This window comes from Novosphingobium sp. PY1 (assembly GCF_017312445.1).
Lineage (GTDB): Bacteria > Pseudomonadota > Alphaproteobacteria > Sphingomonadales > Sphingomonadaceae > Novosphingobium.
In genome coordinates, this window is the sequence record NZ_BLTI01000012.1 from 76344 (window position 1) to 94656 (window position 18313).

18 protein-coding genes and 2 pseudogenes are annotated in these 18313 nt (G+C 57.6%); 4 read left to right on the forward strand and 16 right to left on the reverse strand.

All coding sequences use genetic code 11. The features are described 5' to 3' along the window. Positions 1–40: 40 nt before the first annotated feature. Positions 41–1051: an SDR family oxidoreductase gene (locus J3474_RS17910; protein ID WP_207095088.1), complete on the reverse strand. Its 1011-nt coding sequence runs from the start codon at positions 1049–1051 to the stop codon at positions 41–43. A gap of 632 nt (positions 1052–1683) precedes the next feature. Between J3474_RS17910 and J3474_RS17915 the strand changes: the two genes are divergently transcribed. Beyond that, positions 1684–1911 (forward strand): hypothetical protein, encoded by a 228-nt coding sequence (locus J3474_RS17915; protein ID WP_207095089.1) that lies wholly within the window; start codon positions 1684–1686, stop codon positions 1909–1911. A gap of 116 nt (positions 1912–2027) precedes the next feature. Here J3474_RS17915 and J3474_RS17920 read toward each other — a convergent pair whose 3' ends face one another. Further along, a complete protein-coding gene (locus tag J3474_RS17920) occupies positions 2028–2192 on the reverse strand; it encodes a hypothetical protein (protein WP_207095090.1) in 165 nt (54 codons plus the stop codon). Here J3474_RS17920 and J3474_RS17925 point away from each other — a divergent pair. Beyond that, the gene (locus J3474_RS17925; protein ID WP_207095091.1) at positions 2191–3582 is read left to right on the forward strand and encodes an AI-2E family transporter; all 1392 of its coding nucleotides are present in this window, start codon (positions 2191–2193) and stop codon (positions 3580–3582) included. The two genes, J3474_RS17920 and J3474_RS17925, sit on opposite strands and share 2 nt — an antisense overlap. Before the next feature lie 33 nt (positions 3583–3615). Here the strand turns inward: J3474_RS17925 and J3474_RS17930 are convergent, their stop codons facing one another. The 11 genes and pseudogenes from J3474_RS17930 to J3474_RS17980 form a co-directional block, all read right to left on the reverse strand. Next, complete coding sequence (locus J3474_RS17930; RefSeq protein WP_207095092.1) at positions 3616–4467, reverse strand: SDR family oxidoreductase; 852 nt, start codon at positions 4465–4467, stop codon at positions 3616–3618. Positions 4468–4640: 173 nt separating this feature from the next. After that, complete coding sequence (locus J3474_RS17935) at positions 4641–5027, reverse strand: YidH family protein (RefSeq protein ID WP_207095093.1); 387 nt, start codon at positions 5025–5027, stop codon at positions 4641–4643. Positions 5028–5107: 80 nt separating this feature from the next. Further along, positions 5108–5539 carry a universal stress protein gene (locus J3474_RS17940; RefSeq protein ID WP_242528473.1) on the reverse strand — a complete coding sequence of 144 codons (432 nt, stop codon included), beginning with the start codon at positions 5537–5539 and terminating at the stop codon, positions 5108–5110. Positions 5540–6056: 517 nt separating this feature from the next. Then, on the reverse strand, positions 6057–6674 hold the full coding sequence (locus J3474_RS17945) for a hypothetical protein (protein ID WP_207095095.1): 618 nt from the start codon (positions 6672–6674) through the stop codon (positions 6057–6059). Positions 6675–6846: 172 nt separating this feature from the next. Continuing rightward, on the reverse strand, positions 6847–7794 hold the full coding sequence (locus J3474_RS17950; RefSeq protein WP_207095096.1) for a cation diffusion facilitator family transporter: 948 nt from the start codon (positions 7792–7794) through the stop codon (positions 6847–6849). Between the two features lie 167 nt (positions 7795–7961). Continuing rightward, positions 7962–8913 (reverse strand): annotated as a pseudogene (locus J3474_RS17955) (IS630 family transposase). Positions 8914–9564: 651 nt separating this feature from the next. Continuing rightward, the gene (locus J3474_RS17960; RefSeq protein WP_207095097.1) at positions 9565–10506 is read right to left on the reverse strand and encodes a sensor histidine kinase; all 942 of its coding nucleotides are present in this window, start codon (positions 10504–10506) and stop codon (positions 9565–9567) included. A gap of 302 nt (positions 10507–10808) precedes the next feature. After that, a protein-coding gene (locus tag J3474_RS17965) for an IS3 family transposase (RefSeq protein WP_207095114.1) occupies positions 10809–11908 on the reverse strand; the annotation gives its coding sequence in 2 pieces (ribosomal slippage) (positions 10809–11647 and positions 11647–11908; 1101 coding nt in all). A 201-nt stretch (positions 11909–12109) separates the two neighbouring features. Then, positions 12110–12550: a thermonuclease family protein gene (locus tag J3474_RS17970; protein ID WP_242528472.1), complete on the reverse strand. Its 441-nt coding sequence runs from the start codon at positions 12548–12550 to the stop codon at positions 12110–12112. Positions 12551–12644: 94 nt separating this feature from the next. Beyond that, positions 12645–13025: a hypothetical protein gene (locus tag J3474_RS17975; RefSeq protein ID WP_207095098.1), complete on the reverse strand. Its 381-nt coding sequence runs from the start codon at positions 13023–13025 to the stop codon at positions 12645–12647. A 339-nt stretch (positions 13026–13364) separates the two neighbouring features. Continuing rightward, positions 13365–13568 carry a hypothetical protein gene (locus J3474_RS17980; protein ID WP_207095099.1) on the reverse strand — a complete coding sequence of 68 codons (204 nt, stop codon included), beginning with the start codon at positions 13566–13568 and terminating at the stop codon, positions 13365–13367. Positions 13569–13906: 338 nt separating this feature from the next. On the opposite strand from J3474_RS17980, the gene J3474_RS17985 reads away from it, so the two are divergent. After that, positions 13907–14107, forward strand: a complete 201-nt coding sequence (locus J3474_RS17985) for a hypothetical protein (RefSeq protein ID WP_207095100.1) — start codon at positions 13907–13909, stop codon at positions 14105–14107. Positions 14108–14344: 237 nt separating this feature from the next. Here J3474_RS17985 and J3474_RS17990 read toward each other — a convergent pair whose 3' ends face one another. Further along, on the reverse strand, positions 14345–15382 hold the full coding sequence (locus J3474_RS17990; RefSeq protein ID WP_207095101.1) for a nucleotidyl transferase AbiEii/AbiGii toxin family protein: 1038 nt from the start codon (positions 15380–15382) through the stop codon (positions 14345–14347). Beyond that, positions 15375–16004, reverse strand: a complete 630-nt coding sequence (locus J3474_RS17995; RefSeq protein WP_207095102.1) for a DUF6088 family protein — start codon at positions 16002–16004, stop codon at positions 15375–15377. The genes J3474_RS17990 and J3474_RS17995 overlap by 8 nt, the downstream gene beginning before the upstream one ends. Positions 16005–16394: 390 nt before the next feature. Here J3474_RS17995 and J3474_RS18000 point away from each other — a divergent pair, with 390 nt between their 5' ends. Then, positions 16395–18029 (forward strand): family 43 glycosylhydrolase, encoded by a 1635-nt coding sequence (locus J3474_RS18000; RefSeq protein ID WP_207095103.1) that lies wholly within the window; start codon positions 16395–16397, stop codon positions 18027–18029. Positions 18030–18167: 138 nt separating this feature from the next. On the opposite strand, the pseudogene J3474_RS22790 reads toward J3474_RS18000, so the two are convergent. Beyond that, positions 18168–18313: pseudogene (locus tag J3474_RS22790) on the reverse strand (integrase); the annotation flags it as partial.

The following is an 18313-nucleotide window of genomic DNA, read 5'->3' on the forward strand; positions in this document are numbered from 1 at the left end:
TGCAATTCAGCTGTGCCGACCTTCACGATGGGCGCAGCTTTTATTTGCTTCGGTGTGCGAGGAAGCCCGCGCCAAGACCAGCAAGGCTCGCCAGGGCGCCGACAGCCAGCCCTGTCCGATGGCGGCTCAGCCAGAATTGCGTGCTGTGCTTCTTGGCTGTGTCATCGAAGCGACCGTGCGCTCCGAAGTCGCCCTCCACCGGCGAATAGAGGTTGTCGCGGCGTTTTCCGGTAATCGGCTCCGGTCCCTGCTGACCGGCAAAGCCCGTGCGAGCAAGATACCGGTCGAGGACGGGCGATGCGATCCGGTCTCCCCAGATCGCCTGCAGTGTAGGCCATCCCAGTTTGAGCGATTTGCGGCGATGATGGGCAGCCCAGTGAATGGCCTTTGCAGCCACCTCCGGCTGGTAGGGTGGACTCGCTGGTTGTGGCTTTTTGGGCATGGTCGTGCGGATCCAATCGAACTGCGGTGTATTGACGCCGGGCAGCTGGACCATCGTCACATGAACCTTGGACCGCGCGTGGATTAATTCAGCTCGCAGCGAGTCGTGAAATCCCTGAATGGCGTGCTTTGCCCCGCAATAGGCCGATTGCAGCGGGATGCCGCGATAGGCAAGGGCGGATCCGACTAGGACTATCGAGCCTGAATTACGGGGGATCATCCTCTTGAGCGCCGCAGAGGTGCCATGGACCTGGCCAAGATATGTCACCTCTGTGACGCGGGCGAAATCCTCCATGGTCATATCGGTAAAGGGGGCCAGTACGCCGGCAAAGGCCGCGTTAATCCAGATTGAAATCGGCCCGAAGCTATCCTCGACCTCTTTCGCCGCTTTTTCGACCGCTTGCGCATCCGCTACATCCGTGGGCAGAAGCAGCGCTTCGCCGCCAGCTTCGCGAACTTCGTGCGCGGCCGCTTCGAGGCCCTCGGTGCCTCTTGCGATCAGAGCGATGCGTGCACCATCTTGAGCAAAACGACGCGTAACTGCCCGTCCCACGCCGGCCGATGCTCCGGTAATGACGACAATGGGCTTTTGCTGAGAAAGCTGCTTCATCGTTTCGGGAACTCCTCAACTACGAAATAGTGAGCCTTGGCGAGCTGTACCGGCTTAGGCCGCCAATGTGATTCTTGCTGGCCCGGACACTGGCGCAATTTGCCTTCGAAGCAGTCCAAATTCATTCAGAGTTTGGACGTGCGGAGTTTGCGCCTTCACTTTCTGGAGGGTGGGCCGGCGCTACGCCCGGGCCATACATATTGCCACCGTTCATTTGTGCACCGGCGACAGGTGGGCCGGATGCGGATCCGACGTAGCTCGATCTCACTGACGACACGATTACGCCCAATACAATCACGATGAACAAGCCCGCCAGGATCCAGACCCAACGCTTTCCGCTAAGGGGTAAGTCTGCCATACGTTAAATCTCCTTTCCCCAGAGGAATGCAAGCGATGTCCTCTTCAATTTCCAACAGACTTGTGGCGGTGTTGGTTCCTGATTCTGAGTTGCAGTAAGGGCTTTCCATTTCGCTTCACCGGGTTTGCTAAGCGGGCCTGCCTGTGTTAACTTTGGATATTATCGACTTTGACAAGGTCGAAACTTTTCTCTGCATTGATGCATCATTCAGCTGCTTAATGATTGAGAGGCGACGATTAATCGCGCGCTTTTTCACTTTCATAGAAATATTGCCATGCACCATTTTACGATTCTGCCGATCGGCAAACTTCAGCCCGTGCTGGAGTTAGAAACGTCCGACTGGAGCGAGATCCTGCGCCTCGTTGACGCAGGAGAAATTCAGTCCGGCGATGTTATGGAGGACGACCGTTACGCGTTCTCCGTCGAACTGCACCGCTCGGGCATGTGGGTCATCTTTCAGCGTTGCCAACGTTACCTGCAACAAGTCACGTCTTATGGATGAACGACTGCGCCTAAGTCTTGGCGGCCCCCACCGTTACGGTGGAACGCAATAGGCAAGGGCGAAGCGCGCGGGTCCGTGCGTAAGTGGTTGGTTTAGAGTGCGCGTTGGGAACGTCTTCACTCTCCCGATTTCGAATCCCCCTGCTCGACTTCATCGAGAGGGCGCTCGTCCTCCGTTCTGCGACCTTGCGCTTCGCCGCGAGCATCGTGCCAGATCGGATGCTTGGGGACAGGCTTGCGCCGTGGCTTGACGTTTTCGGTTATTTTGCGCGGTTGCTTCATGTTCTCATTCACCTTCTTGTCGTTCCGAGGTTTTGTCGATCTGCAGGGGCGAGACCTTTGGGGATTGCGCCGACGGGTGCCCCGCACCGCTCTCCAAGAACAGTGCACGATGTTGCCGATGGTTCCGGGAAAGAGACAAATTGAGTCGGCTGGACGCGCGATCGGGCGCCGCACCCGCAAAAAGCGACTGTCGGCATGGCAAGATGCATCCAGAAGTCATGCAAAAGCCTGGGCATTCGCTACGCGCCAGCCGAACGGATCATTCTTTGGTCGTTCGATGGCACAAGGAGCCGACGCGTACGTTGCAAGTAGAGACCTGCGGTTTCAGGGGGACTTGAACGTGTCACGCTTGAAGGATCATTCCATCAGTCACAGGCATTTCATTGAACGGCTTTTGATCGTCGCGGCTTTTGTCCTGATCGTTGCATTCCTCTGGTCCGTCAAATCGCTTCTGGTCGCGGTTGCAGGAGCCGCTGTGCTGTCTGTTCTCCTTCGCTCCATAGCCGATCCCCTGGGGCGGTGGACGGGCCTGGGATCGCGCGCCGGAACGGCGATGGCTGTCGTCGTCCTGTTGGGCGTCCTTGGGTGTGCAGGCTGGCTGTTCGGTGCGACAGTTGCCGTCCAACTGGCGCATTTAAGTACAGCGCTTCCTACCTCCTGGAATGATCTGGACGCTATCGCCGATACGGTTCCTTTCGGGGAGCAAGCTCTCACATCGTTGGAGAGCGAGCTAAATTTGCCGTCGCTCCTGCCTCAGCTTTTCAGGTTGATCAGCAATGCGGCGACCGATTTGACTCTCATTTTTTTTGGCGCGGTATTCTTTGCGGCTCAGCCGCAACTCTACAAGCGCGGCCTCCTCAAACTAGTGCCGTCAAATCGCAGAAGCGTGGTTTCCACTTCCCTTGGCGACGCACATCGTGCCCTGCGCCTTTGGCTTCTGGGGCAAGTGATTTCAATGATCGTTGTGGGAGTGCTTACTGGTTTGGGGTTATGGCTTGCTGGTGTCCCTTCGGCCCTGGCGCTTGGACTGATTGCCGGCTTGACGGAAGGAATTCCCTATCTCGGTCCCATTATCGGGTCGCTTCCCGGCATTTTGCTTGCATTACTCGAAAGCCCTCAGACGGCGCTATGGGCGTTGCTCGTTTACGTGGCAGTTCAGCAAATCGAGGGAAATACGCTCGTGCCGATCATCCATCGGGAATTCGTCGACCTTCCACCTGCGCTTACTCTATTCTCGATAATAGCCGCAGGCCTCGTCTTTGGGGTGATCGGCGTAATTTTTGCCACTCCCATGCTGGTTGTTGTCTACGTTATGATCAAAAGGTTGTACGTGCGTGAAGCGCTTGATACTAAAACCTCGCTGCCTGGTGAGCCTGAAGCCCCGACCTGAGCGCGAGACGGCGTTAGGGATGGCAAGCCCCGCTCAACTGCCGACGATGATGCCGCCATTAGGGTGAAGCACCTGGCCGCTCATATAGCTGGCGTCGTCGCATGCAAGAAAGAGGAAAGAGGGCGCGACCTCATTGGGTTCACCTGGGCGTCCCATAGGTGTGTCTTCGCCGAAATGCTCGAGTTTTTCGGCGCTCGCTCCGCCGCAGGGATTGAGCGGGGTCCAGATCGGTCCAGGTGCGACGGCATTGACCCGTATCCCCTCGCCGACCAGGTTTTCGGACAAGGAACGGGTGAAGGCCGTGATTGCGCCCTTGGTCGCACTGTAGTCGAGAAGCCCAGCGCTGCCCTTGTACATCGTCACGCTCGTGCAGTTGACTATTGCACTGCCGGCTTCGAGATGGGGTCTGGCGGCCTGCACCAGAAAAACCATGCTGAAGATATTGGTTTGAAATGTCCTCCTTAGCTGCTCCTCGGTGATGTCCGTGATTTCAGGGTCGGGGTGTTGTTCGCCGGCATTGTTCACCAGGATATCGATCTGTCCGAAGGCATCGAGGGTTTTCTCGATGACACGCTTGCACATTTTGGGCGAGCCGACATCTGCTTTGATCGTGATCGCTTTGCGACCCTCTTCTTCGACTATCCGCTGGGTTTCCTGCGCATCTTCATCTTCCAGCAAATAGACGATTGCGACATCGGCGCCTTCCCGAGCGAAGAGCGCGGCAACGGCGCGGCCAATACCGCTGTCGGCGCCGGTTACGAGGGCGACCTTGCCCTTCAATCGACCGGAACCGGGATACCGTGGTTGGCATTCGGGCTTTCGCGACAACGCGCTCTCGTGGCCGGGCAGCGAATCCTCGTGAATCATTTCGATTGTCTGGGGCATGGAAAATCTCCTCTTTCCCATCCAACGACAGGCCCCCACGGTGAGTTTCGCATATCGAGCAACCTTCGATGAGCCGTTGCTTCGACTGGATGAAGCGTCGTCGATTGTCGGTAGTGATGTGAGCAGGTGGTGGATCGGAATTGCCTGCTAGAATTCAGCGCGAGGAGCGCTCGCTATATTAGCCAGATCCCGACCATCAGGCCCGCACTGGCCACCATGAGCAGCAGCGAAATCAAATTGATCTGGGTGGCTGGTACCGGTCGGGCGCAGTGGGAAGAGAGCCGCCTGAGTACAAGCGCGGCCTTGGCGCGCGCAAGCCAGAAAATCAGAAGCCCGACTGCAATGAAGGCGCTAGCAAGTGCCTTTGGCAGCCAATCCGGCTGCAGCTTGGAGAACAGCGCGTTAAAGCCAATGCCAATGCCAACGGCTGCAAGGCCCGTGCGTAACCAGCCTGCAAAAGTTCTTTCGTTCGCCATGAGAGTGCGATCTTCCGCCCAGTCAGTGCGCTCCTCGGCGAATTCGGTACGCTTGCCTCGAGTGGTCGAACCGTCTTCTGTCATAGCCTCCTCCGCCCGTGCTGATGGCTTTGCCTGGCTGGGCAAGTTTTCATGACTCCGTTACCGACCGGCTTGGAGAATAATTACGCCTTGGTTGCGATCAGCAGGCTGCAAGGTAGATTCCTGACCAGTTCGGCGCCCACCGATCCTTCGAGCCAACGGGCTATGAAACCCTTGTCCGAATGACCCACAATAATGAGGTCCGCAGCAATGGCTTCGGCGCATTTGGCTATTTCGATTGCCGGGTTTCCCTCGCGAACAGTAGCACTGCATTGCAGGCCTTCACTCTGCAGGTTCTTGAAAGCCTGGTTCAGATGGACTTCAAGATCGGATTTGTTGCCCGACAGAAAATCGTATCCATAGGGTTCTGCAAGCGTGATCGACCCGGGCATGGATTGGGCGATGGCGAGGAGATGCAAATCGGCATCGCACTGCTTGGCCATTTCCGTTGCCTGGCGTAGGGCGTCCTCGGAATGCTGCGAGCCATTGTAGGCTAGAAGAATTCTTCGGTACATGCGTAGTCCCTCCGTAGTTGGCGATCGGTGCACCGCCACTTGTTTGAAGCGGGCCTTGTTCGAAGACCGCTAGATCGACTGTTTGGTCGGCATCGTCATTCGGCCCCAGTCATATTTTTCTTCCGGGTTATCCCGGATCGCTGCCATGGCCTCGACGATCAGGCGATCCAGTGCCTTGCGGTGGAACCTTTCCCTCTCTGGACATAGTGCAAAGAGTGCGTGGACTGCCTCTTCGCGGGCCCTTTCTAGACACAGGAGTGGGTCGGAGTGATTCATTGCTAATGGGTCCAAATGCTTTTTCTCAGATGAAATAATCTGCCCGTAAAATAACATGAGGCGGTCGTTCTTTGCGTAAGACTCGTTTCAATGACAGTGGTGGTAATTATAACGATCCTCGACAAACCTGATTGATTATCAAACTATGCATAACATATTTCATCATTCATTGCACTAGTGGGTTGAGTGGCATGAATTGTTTTAGGTTCAGGCAAGGCCTAACTGTATCGGTGCAAGAATATCATTGCCGACGCAGATGCTTCGATGTGAGCATCTCAAGAAACTCCGGATAATTGAGTCTCAATGCTCCCTCCATCGGTGGGAGGTCGGTTTGGAGCATCTCGGAGAGTCCGGCCCGAGCTGAATCGACCGTTCCTGACACTTCGAAGCCGAGAGTCCACCATGCCCTCTCGACTTGGCCGACCGAAACTCGGGTCAGTTCGATCTGCCGCTCGGTAGCGTCTGTTCGCGAGGAGCTCTTCGAATCTCTCTCAACGTGACGAACGAATTGATGCGTGCGTCTTCTCACCGGTGCGATGCAGCTTTGCAGCCAGCGCTCCTTGCGAACTGGCACGCCAAGTACACCTATTGGCGGTTGCCAGATCCATTTGGCCCAAAGTTCAATAGAGTCCTCATCGGTACGGGCGATCAAAGCCTTGAGTTCGACAATGTCGGAGCTCTTTGCTTGCGCATCGCGTAGCTTGCAGCCGATTTGGGTGTTGCCTGACCGATGATAATAAAGATCGACACGCACTTCTGCCTCACCAAACGGGTTTGGCGAGCGGTCTTGGAACCATGCGAATACCCTTTCCGGGCACCGATCCTCCCAAAACCATCGCAGTTCTGCAGAGATCTGCATGGCTACCTAGCAATTCTCCCGGCGCGCTAACGATATCGTTGTGTCTTGCAGCACAACGCTTCGGGAGGCGCCCGGTTCCCGAAGAATTGCTATGGCAGTGGCCACTGCTTCCATCGGCGGCGCGGGGTGCCTTGCCTTGCAACCATGAACCGGTCGTATTCTTATAGTCGTCTCATGGCTTCGTTTCGAGATACCCTTTCGAGCCGCCCCTTCTTTCAGGGCGGATGTAGATCGAAGATAGATCGGGTATCGCTTCACGCAGATCTCTCTCAAGATCCTCAATCAATTGCTCTCCTTCCCCCATGTTCAGCGAGTCTTCGAGGTCAGCGCTAATAGCGGCGAAGATTTCATTGGGCGCCGTATGGATGGTCCTTATGTGATTAACGCAGGTTATCCATTCTCGCTCGTCAACAATCTTCCTTACGCGCTCCACGATGTCGCTATCTGCGCTTTCGCCAATGAGCAGTCCTTTCGCCTCGCGGGCCAGCAAGACCGCGACCAAAGCGAGTATGCAACCGATCAGCATCGAGGCAACGCCATCGAGCCTTGACATATTGAACTGGTGGCTCGCCCAGACTCCGCCAGCGGCAACGACAAGTCCTGCGAGCGCGGCCGAATCTTCGAACATGACCACGAAGACCGATGGATCTTTCGATCGCCGAACCGCCTGCCACCAGCTCTCTTCCTGCATGGTCTTCGAAAATTCGCGAACGGCTAGGGTCCAGCTTGTTCCCTCCAGAGCGAAAGCCACACCGAGTACGATATAGTTCATGGTGGGGTCGCTAAGCTCTTCCGGTTCGCGAACGTGCACTATCCCTTCGTAGAACGAGAGGCCCGCCCCGACTGCGAAAATGAGTATCGCTACAACGAAGGCCCAGAAGTACAGTTCCCGGCCATAGCCAAAGGGGTGGGCGGCATCCGCCTTGCGACCGGATTTGTGCTCGCCATAGAGCAACAGCACCTGATTCAGGCTGTCGACGATGGAGTGAAATCCTTCAGAAAGCATGGAGGATGATCCGGTCATTCCCGCAGCAACGAATTTCGCAATCGCAATCCCAAGATTTGCGGCAAGCGCGCCGAAAATAACGAGATTTTCCTTGAAGTAGGCGATGCTTGGCAAGGCTTTTTCCTTTGAGCTGCACTACTGAGACAAGGCGACCGATTTATGGCGATCAACCTCCTGGAAGGGAATGCTCGGCAGCCCCATTTGTGCCCCTTGTGCCTCGTTCACCTATCCGAGAACATGTGGTAAGGTTTGCAAATAGGCCACCCTACAACATTTCGGGTTTAACCTGAGACATATCCAGCGGCCTTGAAGAAGTTTTCGCACTCCTGCGGGGAGAACAGGTCACAGATCTTGCCGAGAGCATCGAAGAGCTCGGTGAAGGTTCGTGCTCCTGCTTTGCGCAAGTGCGCCTTAAGCTTGGCGAAGGCCAGCTCGATAGGGTTTAATTCCGGCGAATACGGCGGCAAATACAGGAACCAGCCTCTCGCAGCGCGTGGGCGGCTTGGGCATTTTTGTAGGTGGCAAGATTGTCGCAGATGACGACGGTGCCGGGTTCAAGCTCTGGGGCCAGAACCTCGCGGATATAGGCGGCGAAGGCTGATCCATCCATCGCGCCCTTGATGATCCAGGGGGCAATCATTTCGTTATGGGTCAAGCCGGCGATGATGGTTTGCGTGCCCCAGGCCCCGAACGGGGCTTCCATTTCGAGACGCGCCCCGCGCGGGGCGCGTCCGCACAGTCGGGTCATGTTGGTCTTCACCGATGTCTCATCAATGAAGACAAGGCGCCAAGGTTGCTCGCGCATGGCCGGAAGGCGATGGGAGAGCCAGTCGACCCGCCGTTGCCTTACGGTCGCCTTGCGGCGCTCGCTGGCCACCAGCGACTTTTTTTATACGTATAACCAAGACGCTGCAGCAGCATGGCGATGGAGGAATGGTGCACGCGCACACCTTCAGCCTCTTCCAATGCGTCCCGCAGTTCATACAGCGTGATATCGGGATCCTGTGCAACCAGCTCCACAAAGAACTCGTGATAGGGCTCCAGCTTGCCACTGCCTTTGGGCCGCCCCTGGGGCGCAGGCTCAACATGTCCCTTGGTACGCGCCGAGTGCAACCAACGGGACCCGGTCGCCGGCGATACCTTCAGCCGCGCCGCCGCGGCCCGACCGCTCAACCCTTCATCCAAATACTGCAGGAACCGCTTTCGAAGCTCAGTGGGTAATGACGCTGCCATGAATAATCCTCCTCGAGAGGACCAAATGAATCAGAGCTAAGCGGTCCAGGGAAGAGGCGCGATTCGGCTTTTCACAGAAACGCTATAGAAGGAGTGATCAGTCGCAACCCTACGCATTTGGGCACTCCCCTAACGGGTGGCCGCTATCCTGTCCCGTGGGGGGCTTGCTGCGCTGGTACAGGAACGATGAAATCGCAGTTGGCCAAGTCCGTGGGAGGGCAGGGCCACGGATTGGAGAGACTGGTTAGTTGCTGTCTTTAGGCTTCTGATATCACCAGGTGCGCACTTCTGATGTTTGCGGCACTAAATCTGGAGAGCGATACTTTATTAATCGAGTTATCAGAGAATATGACGCCACGCACTTAAACTGTTTGTCTTTGGTCATGATTTTACAGAATTCATAGAAAGGCTGAATTTAGGGGCTTGGACTTTGTATTCGTTAAAATGGAGCCGCAATAATAGTTTTGTAGGCAGATTTTTGTAAGATGCTTTTCGCGCTGGCCAAGCAATTATTCTCGCATTCCGCGTCTGCACCCGTTTGCAGCCCGTATATCCAGACCTTTCGGCCCGTGACATCGTTCGGGAAGGTAAGATAGAATTCGCGTTACGGGTGCGTGATGGCCAAAACTGGGGACGCATCTCCTCTCACGGTTAACTGACGCCGTCATTTACCAGTGTGACGAAACAAACAACTCCGCAGGATTCGTAATTCACATCGACAGAGAAACCCCTTTGCCCAGACAGAAGCTTTGAGCCCAAGCCTCTTCGAGTTGGCGGCGTAACCTGGGGGCCGTTACTTTCACGCCATTCCATACGAAACGGGGCTTTGTGCCCGTTCCACGAAATATGAACGCGACCTTGCGGTACAGAGAGTGCCCCGTGCTTGAGCGCGTTCGTGCAAAGTTCATGCAGAATGATGATCAATTGATACCCCAAATTCGCGGCCAGCGTGCGCGGCGGACCGCTAGCGCTTATGGAGTTGTCTCGGTTGAATGCTGCAACAGCATCTTGGATCAATTGTCCGACGGTGTCGCTCTGGGTTGAACCTTCCCTCAACAAGCGATTGGCTTTCGACAAGGCCTGCACACGGCCTTGCAAGTCAGCGCGAAATTCCTCGACTTCAGTCGCCTGCCCCATTTGAATCATGGCGCCCATGACACTCAGCATATTCTGGACGCGATGGTACAGTTCTCCGCTGAGCAGATCGCGTTCATGCAGCAGTAGATCTGCTTCACGTACCGTCCGCCGCAATGTGTCTCCGATAAAAATCATCACGGAACAGGAGAGACAGAAGAAACCGAGAATTGCAATTTCCGGAAAACCAGGCTGTTTTAGCCAAGGATGCGTCAGAAACAGGCGATTTACGGCAACCGCTGAAAGCAATGTTGCGATCGCTGCCCAGCGCCAGCCCAGACAGACGGCCACGAACATCACGGCTGGAAAATAAGTGACAAAAGGTACGGGATTGACGCTCGGTCCGAGGAGGTATCGCAGAACGGTTGGTACAAGAACCGCCACTGCAATCCAGGAAGAGTTCTGTGCAAATGTGAAATCGGCCAAAATGGCACGTCGAACCACGTCAAACCTGGTCATGCTGCCGCCCCCCCACCGACTTCAACAACATCGTCACCACATTATCGAATGCGATGCAATAGCGGCGCGGCGAACTGAAAACCCCCTAAGTCGCTCCTATTGCTCGACGCTATTTTCTGATTGATTGCTGTCGGGCGCAGGAACGAAGGCAACATGCGCAGGCCAATGCTTAGCCGCGCTTATGCGAAACAAAGTGACCTGAGCCCGGTAAACTGGTCCGAACATTATGAGAATTTCCCGGTTAGGTGAGCCTGGCCCCAAGTTTGGTCCAGCCATTGCGAGAAAGGCCGGCTATTTTTGCATCAGGGCAGGTTAGCCTGCCCTGATGCAAAAGCACGCTCCACTGGGGTTTGGTTGCCAAGGGAGCTGTGAGGGCGGACATTGTTGTAATCTTGCCGCCAAGCTTCACATTTATGCTGGGCATCGGCCAAGCTCAAGAACCAGTTGGCATTGAGACACTCCGCCCTGATCCGACCGTTGAACGATTCGGCAAACGCATTGTCCGTGGGTTTGCCAGGCCTGCTGAAGTCGAGCACGACATCGTGCTGGTAAGCCCACAGGTCGAGGTCCTTCGAGATGAACTCGGGTCCCTGATCGACCCTGATGCGCTGCGGCCGACCATACTGGATCGCGATCCGCTCGAGGGTTTCGACGACGTCGCTCCCCCGGTAGCTGAAGCGGACATCGAGTGCCGGTGACAGCCGGGTGTAGTTGTCGAGGATCGACAACACCCGGATCTTGCGCCCATCGAACAACTGGTCGGACAGGAAGTCCATCGACCAGCATTCATTGGGCGCAGTTGCCGGAACCCGGTCTTCGCGCAGCTTGGCCTTCACCTTGCGCTTGGGTGTCTTGTTGCGCAGTTGCAGGCCCAGCTCCCGGTAAATCCGTAGGGTCTTCTTGTGGTTGATCTGCCATCCTTCCCTCCGCAACAGGACATGGATGCGCCGATAACCATAGCGCACCCGCGTCGCAGCAAGGTCCTTGATCCGCATTTCGAGACTGGCCTGATCGGGACGGCGGGACTTGTAGCGAACGGTTGCCCTGTTGGTCGGGAACACATCGCACGCCCGCCGTTCGCAGACACCGTAGCTGACCTGCATGTAGCCGACCAACTTACGGGCCCGATCAGGCCTTACATTTTTCGCTTGATGACATCCTGCAGCATTTCCTTGTCGAGACTGAGGTTCGCCACCAGGCGCTTGAGCCGGCTGTTCTCTTCCTCGAGCTGCTTCAGGCGCTTCATCTCCGACGGCATCAGTCCGCCGTATTTGCTGCGCCATCGGTAATACGTCTGGATCGAGATCCCCGCCTTCCGGCAGACCTCCTCGACCGTCGTCCCATCCTCCGACTGCTTCAAGATGAAGGCAATCTGCTGCTCACTGAACCTGGACTTCTTCATGCCGCGAATCTCCTGGCTGGCACTGGCCAAACCTAACCGGGAAATTCTCACAATGTTCGGACCAGTTTAGCGGGCTCAGGTCATTGATTAACGCCAGACGTTGTAGCGCGTGTGGTGAGAGATTTGTCGTTGTCAGCATGGCCACTGCTGTGCGGGTGTGTCTAGAATGCCGACGAGCAGCCAGGTCACTTGGGTTTTCGATCAGTGCCAGACGCGGGCCAGACCCATCGCGACGAGGTGTTGTCCGGCGTCGCGGCCACGGACCGACGCTTTTGCCAGCGTTCGCCCATAGCGATCAGTGGCATGACGCGTTAGCTTGATTGGGCCTACCTTGAGAAACGCAGCCAACGCCTCGCGTGAAGCCACGCCCATTTCGTCATCGCACCATGCCGGGTTCTGCGAGTTGTAGAGGCGTTGGACCGAGTAGGGCGAGCACCGCGGCGAGCCTTCGAGCTCCGGCGCGTCGATGTTCTCGATCCGGATCGTTTCCATTCCGCAGCGGATGGTGTCGCCATCATGGATCATGACAACTGGACAATCCGATCCAGCCAGGCGGTCGAATCCCGCGCTAGACGTGACTGCATCCCAGTGGGTCACCACCATGCCGATTACAAACACGGCAAAGAAGCTGGAGGCGATCATCGCGAGCAGATGCCACTTCTCTTGCCGCCGAGCGCGTAAAAGCCGCGCGCAGTAATGCGCTCCTGGCTGAACAGGCGCTGCGCGAAATGGCTTCCTAATAGTGCCAGGATTGGATCTTCTTTGCCTCACCCTTGGCAAATTGCGTTTCCTTCTCCGAGAACGTCACCTTGGCATGGGGATCGTGCGGTCCCCGGCCGACGCCACCTGTCATCGGACCTACCACGCATGTCTTGGGATCGAACGATCCTGCGGCATACATGGTGACGGGAGTTCCATCGGGGCCGCTGGTCCGAAACTGCACAACAGCTGAGGCCGCCTTGCCATTCTTTGGAACGACAGCCTGGAAATCCACGAAGTCGAAGGATGACGTGCCCGGCGGCAGCGCCGCGCTCACGCGTTGCGCGAGCCTATTGAGGAACGCGGCATTCCGGGATCGGCAAATGTCATTCGGAATTGCTGCGTAGAGATCGGCCATGCGGATGGAGTAGCTGGTGGGCGCGGTGCTCGGGGCAGGGGCCTGTGTGCTCGATCCGCATGCACAAACCATCGTCAGCAGCGCGACAGGCCAAGCAGCCGCTCCGCGATTTGGCCTTGTCAATCCAGATCGTTTGCGCGCGCGCAAGGCTGCCTCCTACCCCTTCGCCCCATATCTTTCAGGATCTTCGCTGGCGCAGTCAATGCAGCAAACCTTGGAGAAGACACGAAGGCTGACTTCGTACACCCTCCGGTGCACGAGGTCAGCGATTGGGTTTGGTTTGCGGTTTCGACGGGGCCTGTACCATCAGAATGAAAAGCTGAACGGTTCAATTCAAGATCAGAGCTGGGACTTGCAAAACGACGAGGTCGGCTCGCCCAGATCGGTGCCCCAGCTTCCCATTTGGTCACGCACGATGCCCCTGAGTTTCTGCAGGCACGCGATCTCGGATTGGCGTTGCGCCGATACCGCGACACGGCTTGAAATAGCCTGTTCGAGCCGTTCTTCCTCTCTGGCAAAGTATGCGAGGATTTTGCTTTGCATGACGCGAGGCTACCCGCTCGATTGCGATCCGAATCTGGCATTCCAGGCTGTGGGCGCCGTGTTGCACCAGTGCCTGTTGTCAGGATAACCGGGCCGGGTGCCGGTATGGGTCACCCAGGAAGACAGTATCGCCTGCTTCACCTCGGGCTCTGGCTGAGGTCTTGGTGTAAACTCATAAGAATGTCGCGAACGGGTGAGGGACATTCGTTTGCCTCCTTCAATCCGGTTTTTTCCTCTCCAGCGGCCTTTCGCCGCGCAGGAGATGTAAGTCTCCAGCCGTTCAGGTCAACTCCTCTGAAGGTGTATGGCTCGCAAATTCATGCCTCGGCTCTGGGTCAATGCAGCTTCACGCCGCGACCAAGATGCACCTTGGCGGGGATGTTCGCCTTCCACGTCTTGCCGATGCGCTCGAGCGGTACGCAGCAATCATCGCACAGCGCGGCATCGCCTTCTTCATCCTGACGGCGCAGGTGTTCGTGGGGACCATCGAGTTCAAGGCAACCGCTGATCCTACCCCACGTATCCGTGTGCTGCGCTGAGGACCAAATCCGCACGAGACGATGAGGAACTCGGCAGTGAAGGATAAGATTGATACTGGGTTAAACGGGGATTTGACGTGTGAGTCGCACAGTGCAATTTCGCGTTTGTCCGACAGTTTGGCGCCCACACGGCGGCGCCACGAGCGCTGGCCGGATGAAGAGCGCGAGGTCGTCAATGAGAAGGTCTATGGATCGAATCGAACTAATAAATTTCCTCCCCCGGCGGACGGCTTTTCACTAGCCGTTTATCTTCTCCTCAAGCGCCGCAATCTTAGCAAGTATTTCGTCGAATGACGGCGGTTTCTCATCGAACATCATCGGCGCCATGGCTCGGTAGTCGGCGCGCAAGTCCCTGAGCCGCGCCTCGTCAGGCATCAGCCGCAACGTGCCTGGTTGTGTGGTGTCGTAGCTCGCCCAGCCGGAGCGGAAAAAGATTGTCTTGTGCGCGGCCACTTGTGCCAACAAATCGAAATCGGTCGCGGCGGCCTGTCCCTCTGTCGTTTCGAGGAGCATGGCGAGATCATAATAATGCCGCGAGAAATATTGCGGCGTGGGAGAAGTTGCCGGACGGTGCGCTTCCGCATGAAGTGCGGTTGCCTTTTCCCAGAAGGTGCGCCGGGCTGACAGCACCGTGATGCTGGTTTCGGGATGCTCGAAAAAATCGGGATAATCCTCCGCAGCATAAGGGCGAATGAGTTTCTCTTCGGTCGGCCAGGGATCGCCACGCGCACCGAGTTCGAGTTTCACCCGCGGCGTGATGTAAGCCATGCCCGCATATTCGGAGACGGGCAGCGCCGTCGGGTAATGAAAGTTCACCGTCTGGGAGTCTGCGGAATCGATCTCCAGCTTCCACTCACCGTTGGTCGGCTCGCCGAGCTGCCCCACGATCGCGGCGCGGAGCGCCGGAAGAAGCTTGTCGGCGATGTGACGCTCGACGTCACCGACCAGATCATCAATCAGTCGGGCTACCTGCTTCTTGCTGATCCCTTCCTTCTCGGGGTCGCGATCACCGGTATAGCCCAATTCTGCGCGGTCGAAAGACAGATCGATGTCCTCGGAAAAACGTCGGATGGCGCCGAACGCTTTGGAGAGGGACGTCCCTCCTTTGAAGACGAGCGACGCCGTCGTCCCTTTGGGCAGACCAAACAGACGTCTCAGACTCCAGCAAACCCAGAAGTCTTTTTCGATGATCGTGTTGGCGACACCCCGACCGGCACCGGATTCCCCAAAAAGGGCAGCGCGATCTTCGGCCGGCAGAAGGGCGACCTTATCCATGGATATTGGCCACCGCTGCATTGGCGATCGACACAAGGGTCGGCCGCATCCAGGCGGGTGCCTGAAAGGCAGTCGAGGCAAGCGTCTTCTTGTCGTTGGCCGACAGCTGCTGTGCGGCGATCTGTGCGACATCCGCAGCGCGCACGGGGCCGACATGCCGAAGCGCCTGAACGACCGTACCAGCCGGACTGCCGGGTGCGATCAGATGCTTGGGCGATGCATGGCGAAGATCCACGACGCGCTTGCCCAGTACCACGCGCCGCGAAGGTCCATCGGTCAGATATGTGCTTTGGGCCGGGACCTGCGCTGAAAGGCCGAGCGCGTTAGCCGCCCGCGCACCGGCAATCTGCACCTGTGAACCGGTCTCGCGCGCGAGCGCCTGGGCAACATCGTCCGGGGCTGGGGATAGAGGCCCGAGCTTCGGATGCAGCTTGGGGAAGTCATATAGCCCGCGTGCAAGGCGGCGAAGCTGGCCTCCTTTGACGAGTCGAGAAAGAGCCTGATCGATGGACGAACGCGCGCCAACGGCGAGAAAGTCGCTGGGCGTGAATACGCTACCGCGCCCGCTCATGCGGACACGCTTCATGACCCGGTCAGGAACAGAGGCGCTAATCGTCTTCATATGTCAGAAAATAGTACATCTTTTTCTGACATGCAATAGGTCGAACCGCTCTTGGCAGATAGCGCTCTATGCAATCCCGATATGCGAGTGCGGGTCTGGCGGTAGCAGGAGAATGCCCCTCACGAAGGAAGTCTGAGCGTCTGATCGACTGAGGCGTCGCGGTGATAACCGTCGCTCCCGCGCTGCCTCTGCGATCGGGCGACTCACGACCAGCTTAAGTCGTTCCCTGACCGCTAAGTGAGTGGCTGTTTCGGCTTGAAACCCGTCATTCCTGTCCATCAAATGGTTCGCCAGCAGTATCCCCACTGTCAAGACGCATAGCTGGGTTTGGCACTTGACGGCGCCGCCACCCATTAATAGAGCGATAATTCTAATATCAAGGGGAGGGGCATGGAATCTCGGCGTAACGCAATCAAGCTGGGGCTGACCGCTTCGTTTGCTGCTTCAACCTCGATAGTCACCGCAGCGCCAACGCGCCGCGCGCCTGCCCTGTGCGAAGCTCCCGCTGGCGAGCCCGTTTGGCCGCGCGGGATCGAAGGGCAACGCAAAGCCGATCTCGGCGATGGGCGCTACCTCAACCCGGTTTTGGCGGGTGACTATCCCGATCCATCCGTCCTGAAGGACGGCGACGATTACTACATGACGCACTCGTCGTTCGATTCGGCACCGGGCCTGCTGATCTGGCATTCGCGCGATCTGGTGAACTGGCGCCCGGTCGGATCAGCTCTTCCCAAGCCGCTGGGCACGGTCTTTGCGGTTGATATTGCCAAGCATGGCGATCGCTACTTCATCTACATCCCTTTCATGCAGGCGCCGTGGTCGCCGCCGCTGGCGAGCTTCGCCAACATTTACGTCATCCACGCCCCGTCCATGGCGGGCCCATGGAGCGAGCCAGTTGACCTCAAGATCGGTGGGCTGATCGATCCCGGCCATGTGGTCGGCGAGGATGGGCAGCGCTATCTGTACTTCAACGAGGGCAAACGGGTTCGCCTGTCGCCCAATGGCCTTGGCACCGCCGGACCGATCGAGACCGCCTATGAAGCGTGGCGCTATCCCGACGACTGGATCACCGAGGCATGGTCACCCGAAGGGCCCAAGCTTTTCCGTCGCGGCGACTATTTCTATCTGGTCAACGCCGTCGGGGGCACGTCCGGCCCGGCAACCGGACACATGGTTGTCGTGGCACGTTCGCGCTCCATCCATGGCCCGTGGAAGGCATGCCCGCACAATCCCGTCGTGCGCGCCCGGTCTGAGCAGGATTTGTGGTGGTCGCGCGGTCACGCGACCTGTGTCGAAGGGCCGGACGGCCGCTGGTTTCTGGTCTACCATGGGTATGAGCGCGGCTACCAGTCGCTCGGCCGTCAGACCCTGCTCGAACCGATCGAGTGGGGGGAGGATGGCTGGTTCCGCGCGGCAGGCGGGGATCTCTCGCGCCCACTGCCAAAGCCGGTGGGGCCGCTCGTGCCACACGGCATGGCGCATTCTGATCCGTTCCAGCACAATGCCCTTGGTCGGTTGTGGACCTTGTATGCCAGCGGGCCGCAAGACGCATCGCGTGTCATGGTGGCAGACGGCGTCCTCACGCTGGCGGCCAAGGGACACAGCCCGGCGGACTGTTCGCCACTGACCCAGTTGGTGGGTGACCGCGCTTACGAGGTACAGGTCGAGGTGGAACTGGTCGGCACGGCACAGGGTGGGCTGCTGCTGTTCTTCGATGACAGGCTGTTCCTTGGCATGGGGATCGACGGCCAAAGGATGATCACCTATCGCGGCGGCAAACCGGCCTACTGGCAGGAACCCGCTCCGGCCACGCAGCGTCTGTTCCTGAGGATCACCAATGATCGCCAGACCGTGACCTTCTACTACAGCGTGGACGGCCACACCTGGACGCGCCATGCCGTGCGCACCTATGTCGAGGGTTACAACGCCAACACCGTCGATGATCTGCTGAGCCTGCGACCTGCCTTGTTCGCCGCCGGATCGGGCGAGGTCAGGTTCCGCGACTTCAAATATCGAGCCCTTTGAAGTGCAGGCATGTGGGGAAAGCATTGGACGGCAGTTGCTGGTCGAAACTGCCGTTCGCAAAGGGTTTGGGGCGTGCCGGGTATGTCCCAAAGGCCCACCAAAGTTGGCTCCCCGCCAGCGGTGCGGGGAGCCAACGGTTCAAATTTCGGTATTCTCGGCGAGGGCAAGCGCGTCTTCCACGTCGATCCCAAGATACCGCACCGTATTTTCGATCTTGCTATGACCGAGCAGGATCTGGACGGCGCGCAAGTTGCCGGTTGCCCGGTAGATGATCGACGCCTTCG

Bases quoted from the DNA above. Each gene is read 5' to 3' on its own strand.
- J3474_RS17910 (WP_207095088.1), bottom strand. From the start codon at position 1,051: ATGAAGCAGCTTTCTCAGCAAAAGCCCATTGTCGTCATTACCGGAGCA.
- J3474_RS17915 (WP_207095089.1), top strand. From the start codon at position 1,684: ATGCACCATTTTACGATTCTGCCGATCGGCAAACTTCAGCCCGTGCTG.
- J3474_RS17925 (WP_207095091.1), top strand. From the start codon at position 2,191: ATGTTCTCATTCACCTTCTTGTCGTTCCGAGGTTTTGTCGATCTGCAG.
- J3474_RS17920 (WP_207095090.1), bottom strand. From the start codon at position 2,192: ATGAAGCAACCGCGCAAAATAACCGAAAACGTCAAGCCACGGCGCAAG.
- J3474_RS17930 (WP_207095092.1), bottom strand. From the start codon at position 4,467: ATGCCCCAGACAATCGAAATGATTCACGAGGATTCGCTGCCCGGCCAC.
- J3474_RS17935 (WP_207095093.1), bottom strand. From the start codon at position 5,027: ATGACAGAAGACGGTTCGACCACTCGAGGCAAGCGTACCGAATTCGCC.
- J3474_RS17940 (WP_242528473.1), bottom strand. From the start codon at position 5,539: ATGTACCGAAGAATTCTTCTAGCCTACAATGGCTCGCAGCATTCCGAG.
- J3474_RS17945 (WP_207095095.1), bottom strand. From the start codon at position 6,674: ATGCAGATCTCTGCAGAACTGCGATGGTTTTGGGAGGATCGGTGCCCG.
- J3474_RS17960 (WP_207095097.1), bottom strand. From the start codon at position 10,506: ATGACCAGGTTTGACGTGGTTCGACGTGCCATTTTGGCCGATTTCACA.
- J3474_RS17970 (WP_242528472.1), bottom strand. From the start codon at position 12,550: ATGATCGCCTCCAGCTTCTTTGCCGTGTTTGTAATCGGCATGGTGGTG.
- J3474_RS17975 (WP_207095098.1), bottom strand. From the start codon at position 13,025: ATGGCCGATCTCTACGCAGCAATTCCGAATGACATTTGCCGATCCCGG.
- J3474_RS17980 (WP_207095099.1), bottom strand. From the start codon at position 13,568: ATGCAAAGCAAAATCCTCGCATACTTTGCCAGAGAGGAAGAACGGCTC.
- J3474_RS17985 (WP_207095100.1), top strand. From the start codon at position 13,907: ATGCAGCTTCACGCCGCGACCAAGATGCACCTTGGCGGGGATGTTCGC.
- J3474_RS17990 (WP_207095101.1), bottom strand. From the start codon at position 15,382: ATGGATAAGGTCGCCCTTCTGCCGGCCGAAGATCGCGCTGCCCTTTTT.
- J3474_RS17995 (WP_207095102.1), bottom strand. From the start codon at position 16,004: ATGAAGACGATTAGCGCCTCTGTTCCTGACCGGGTCATGAAGCGTGTC.
- J3474_RS18000 (WP_207095103.1), top strand. From the start codon at position 16,395: ATGGAATCTCGGCGTAACGCAATCAAGCTGGGGCTGACCGCTTCGTTT.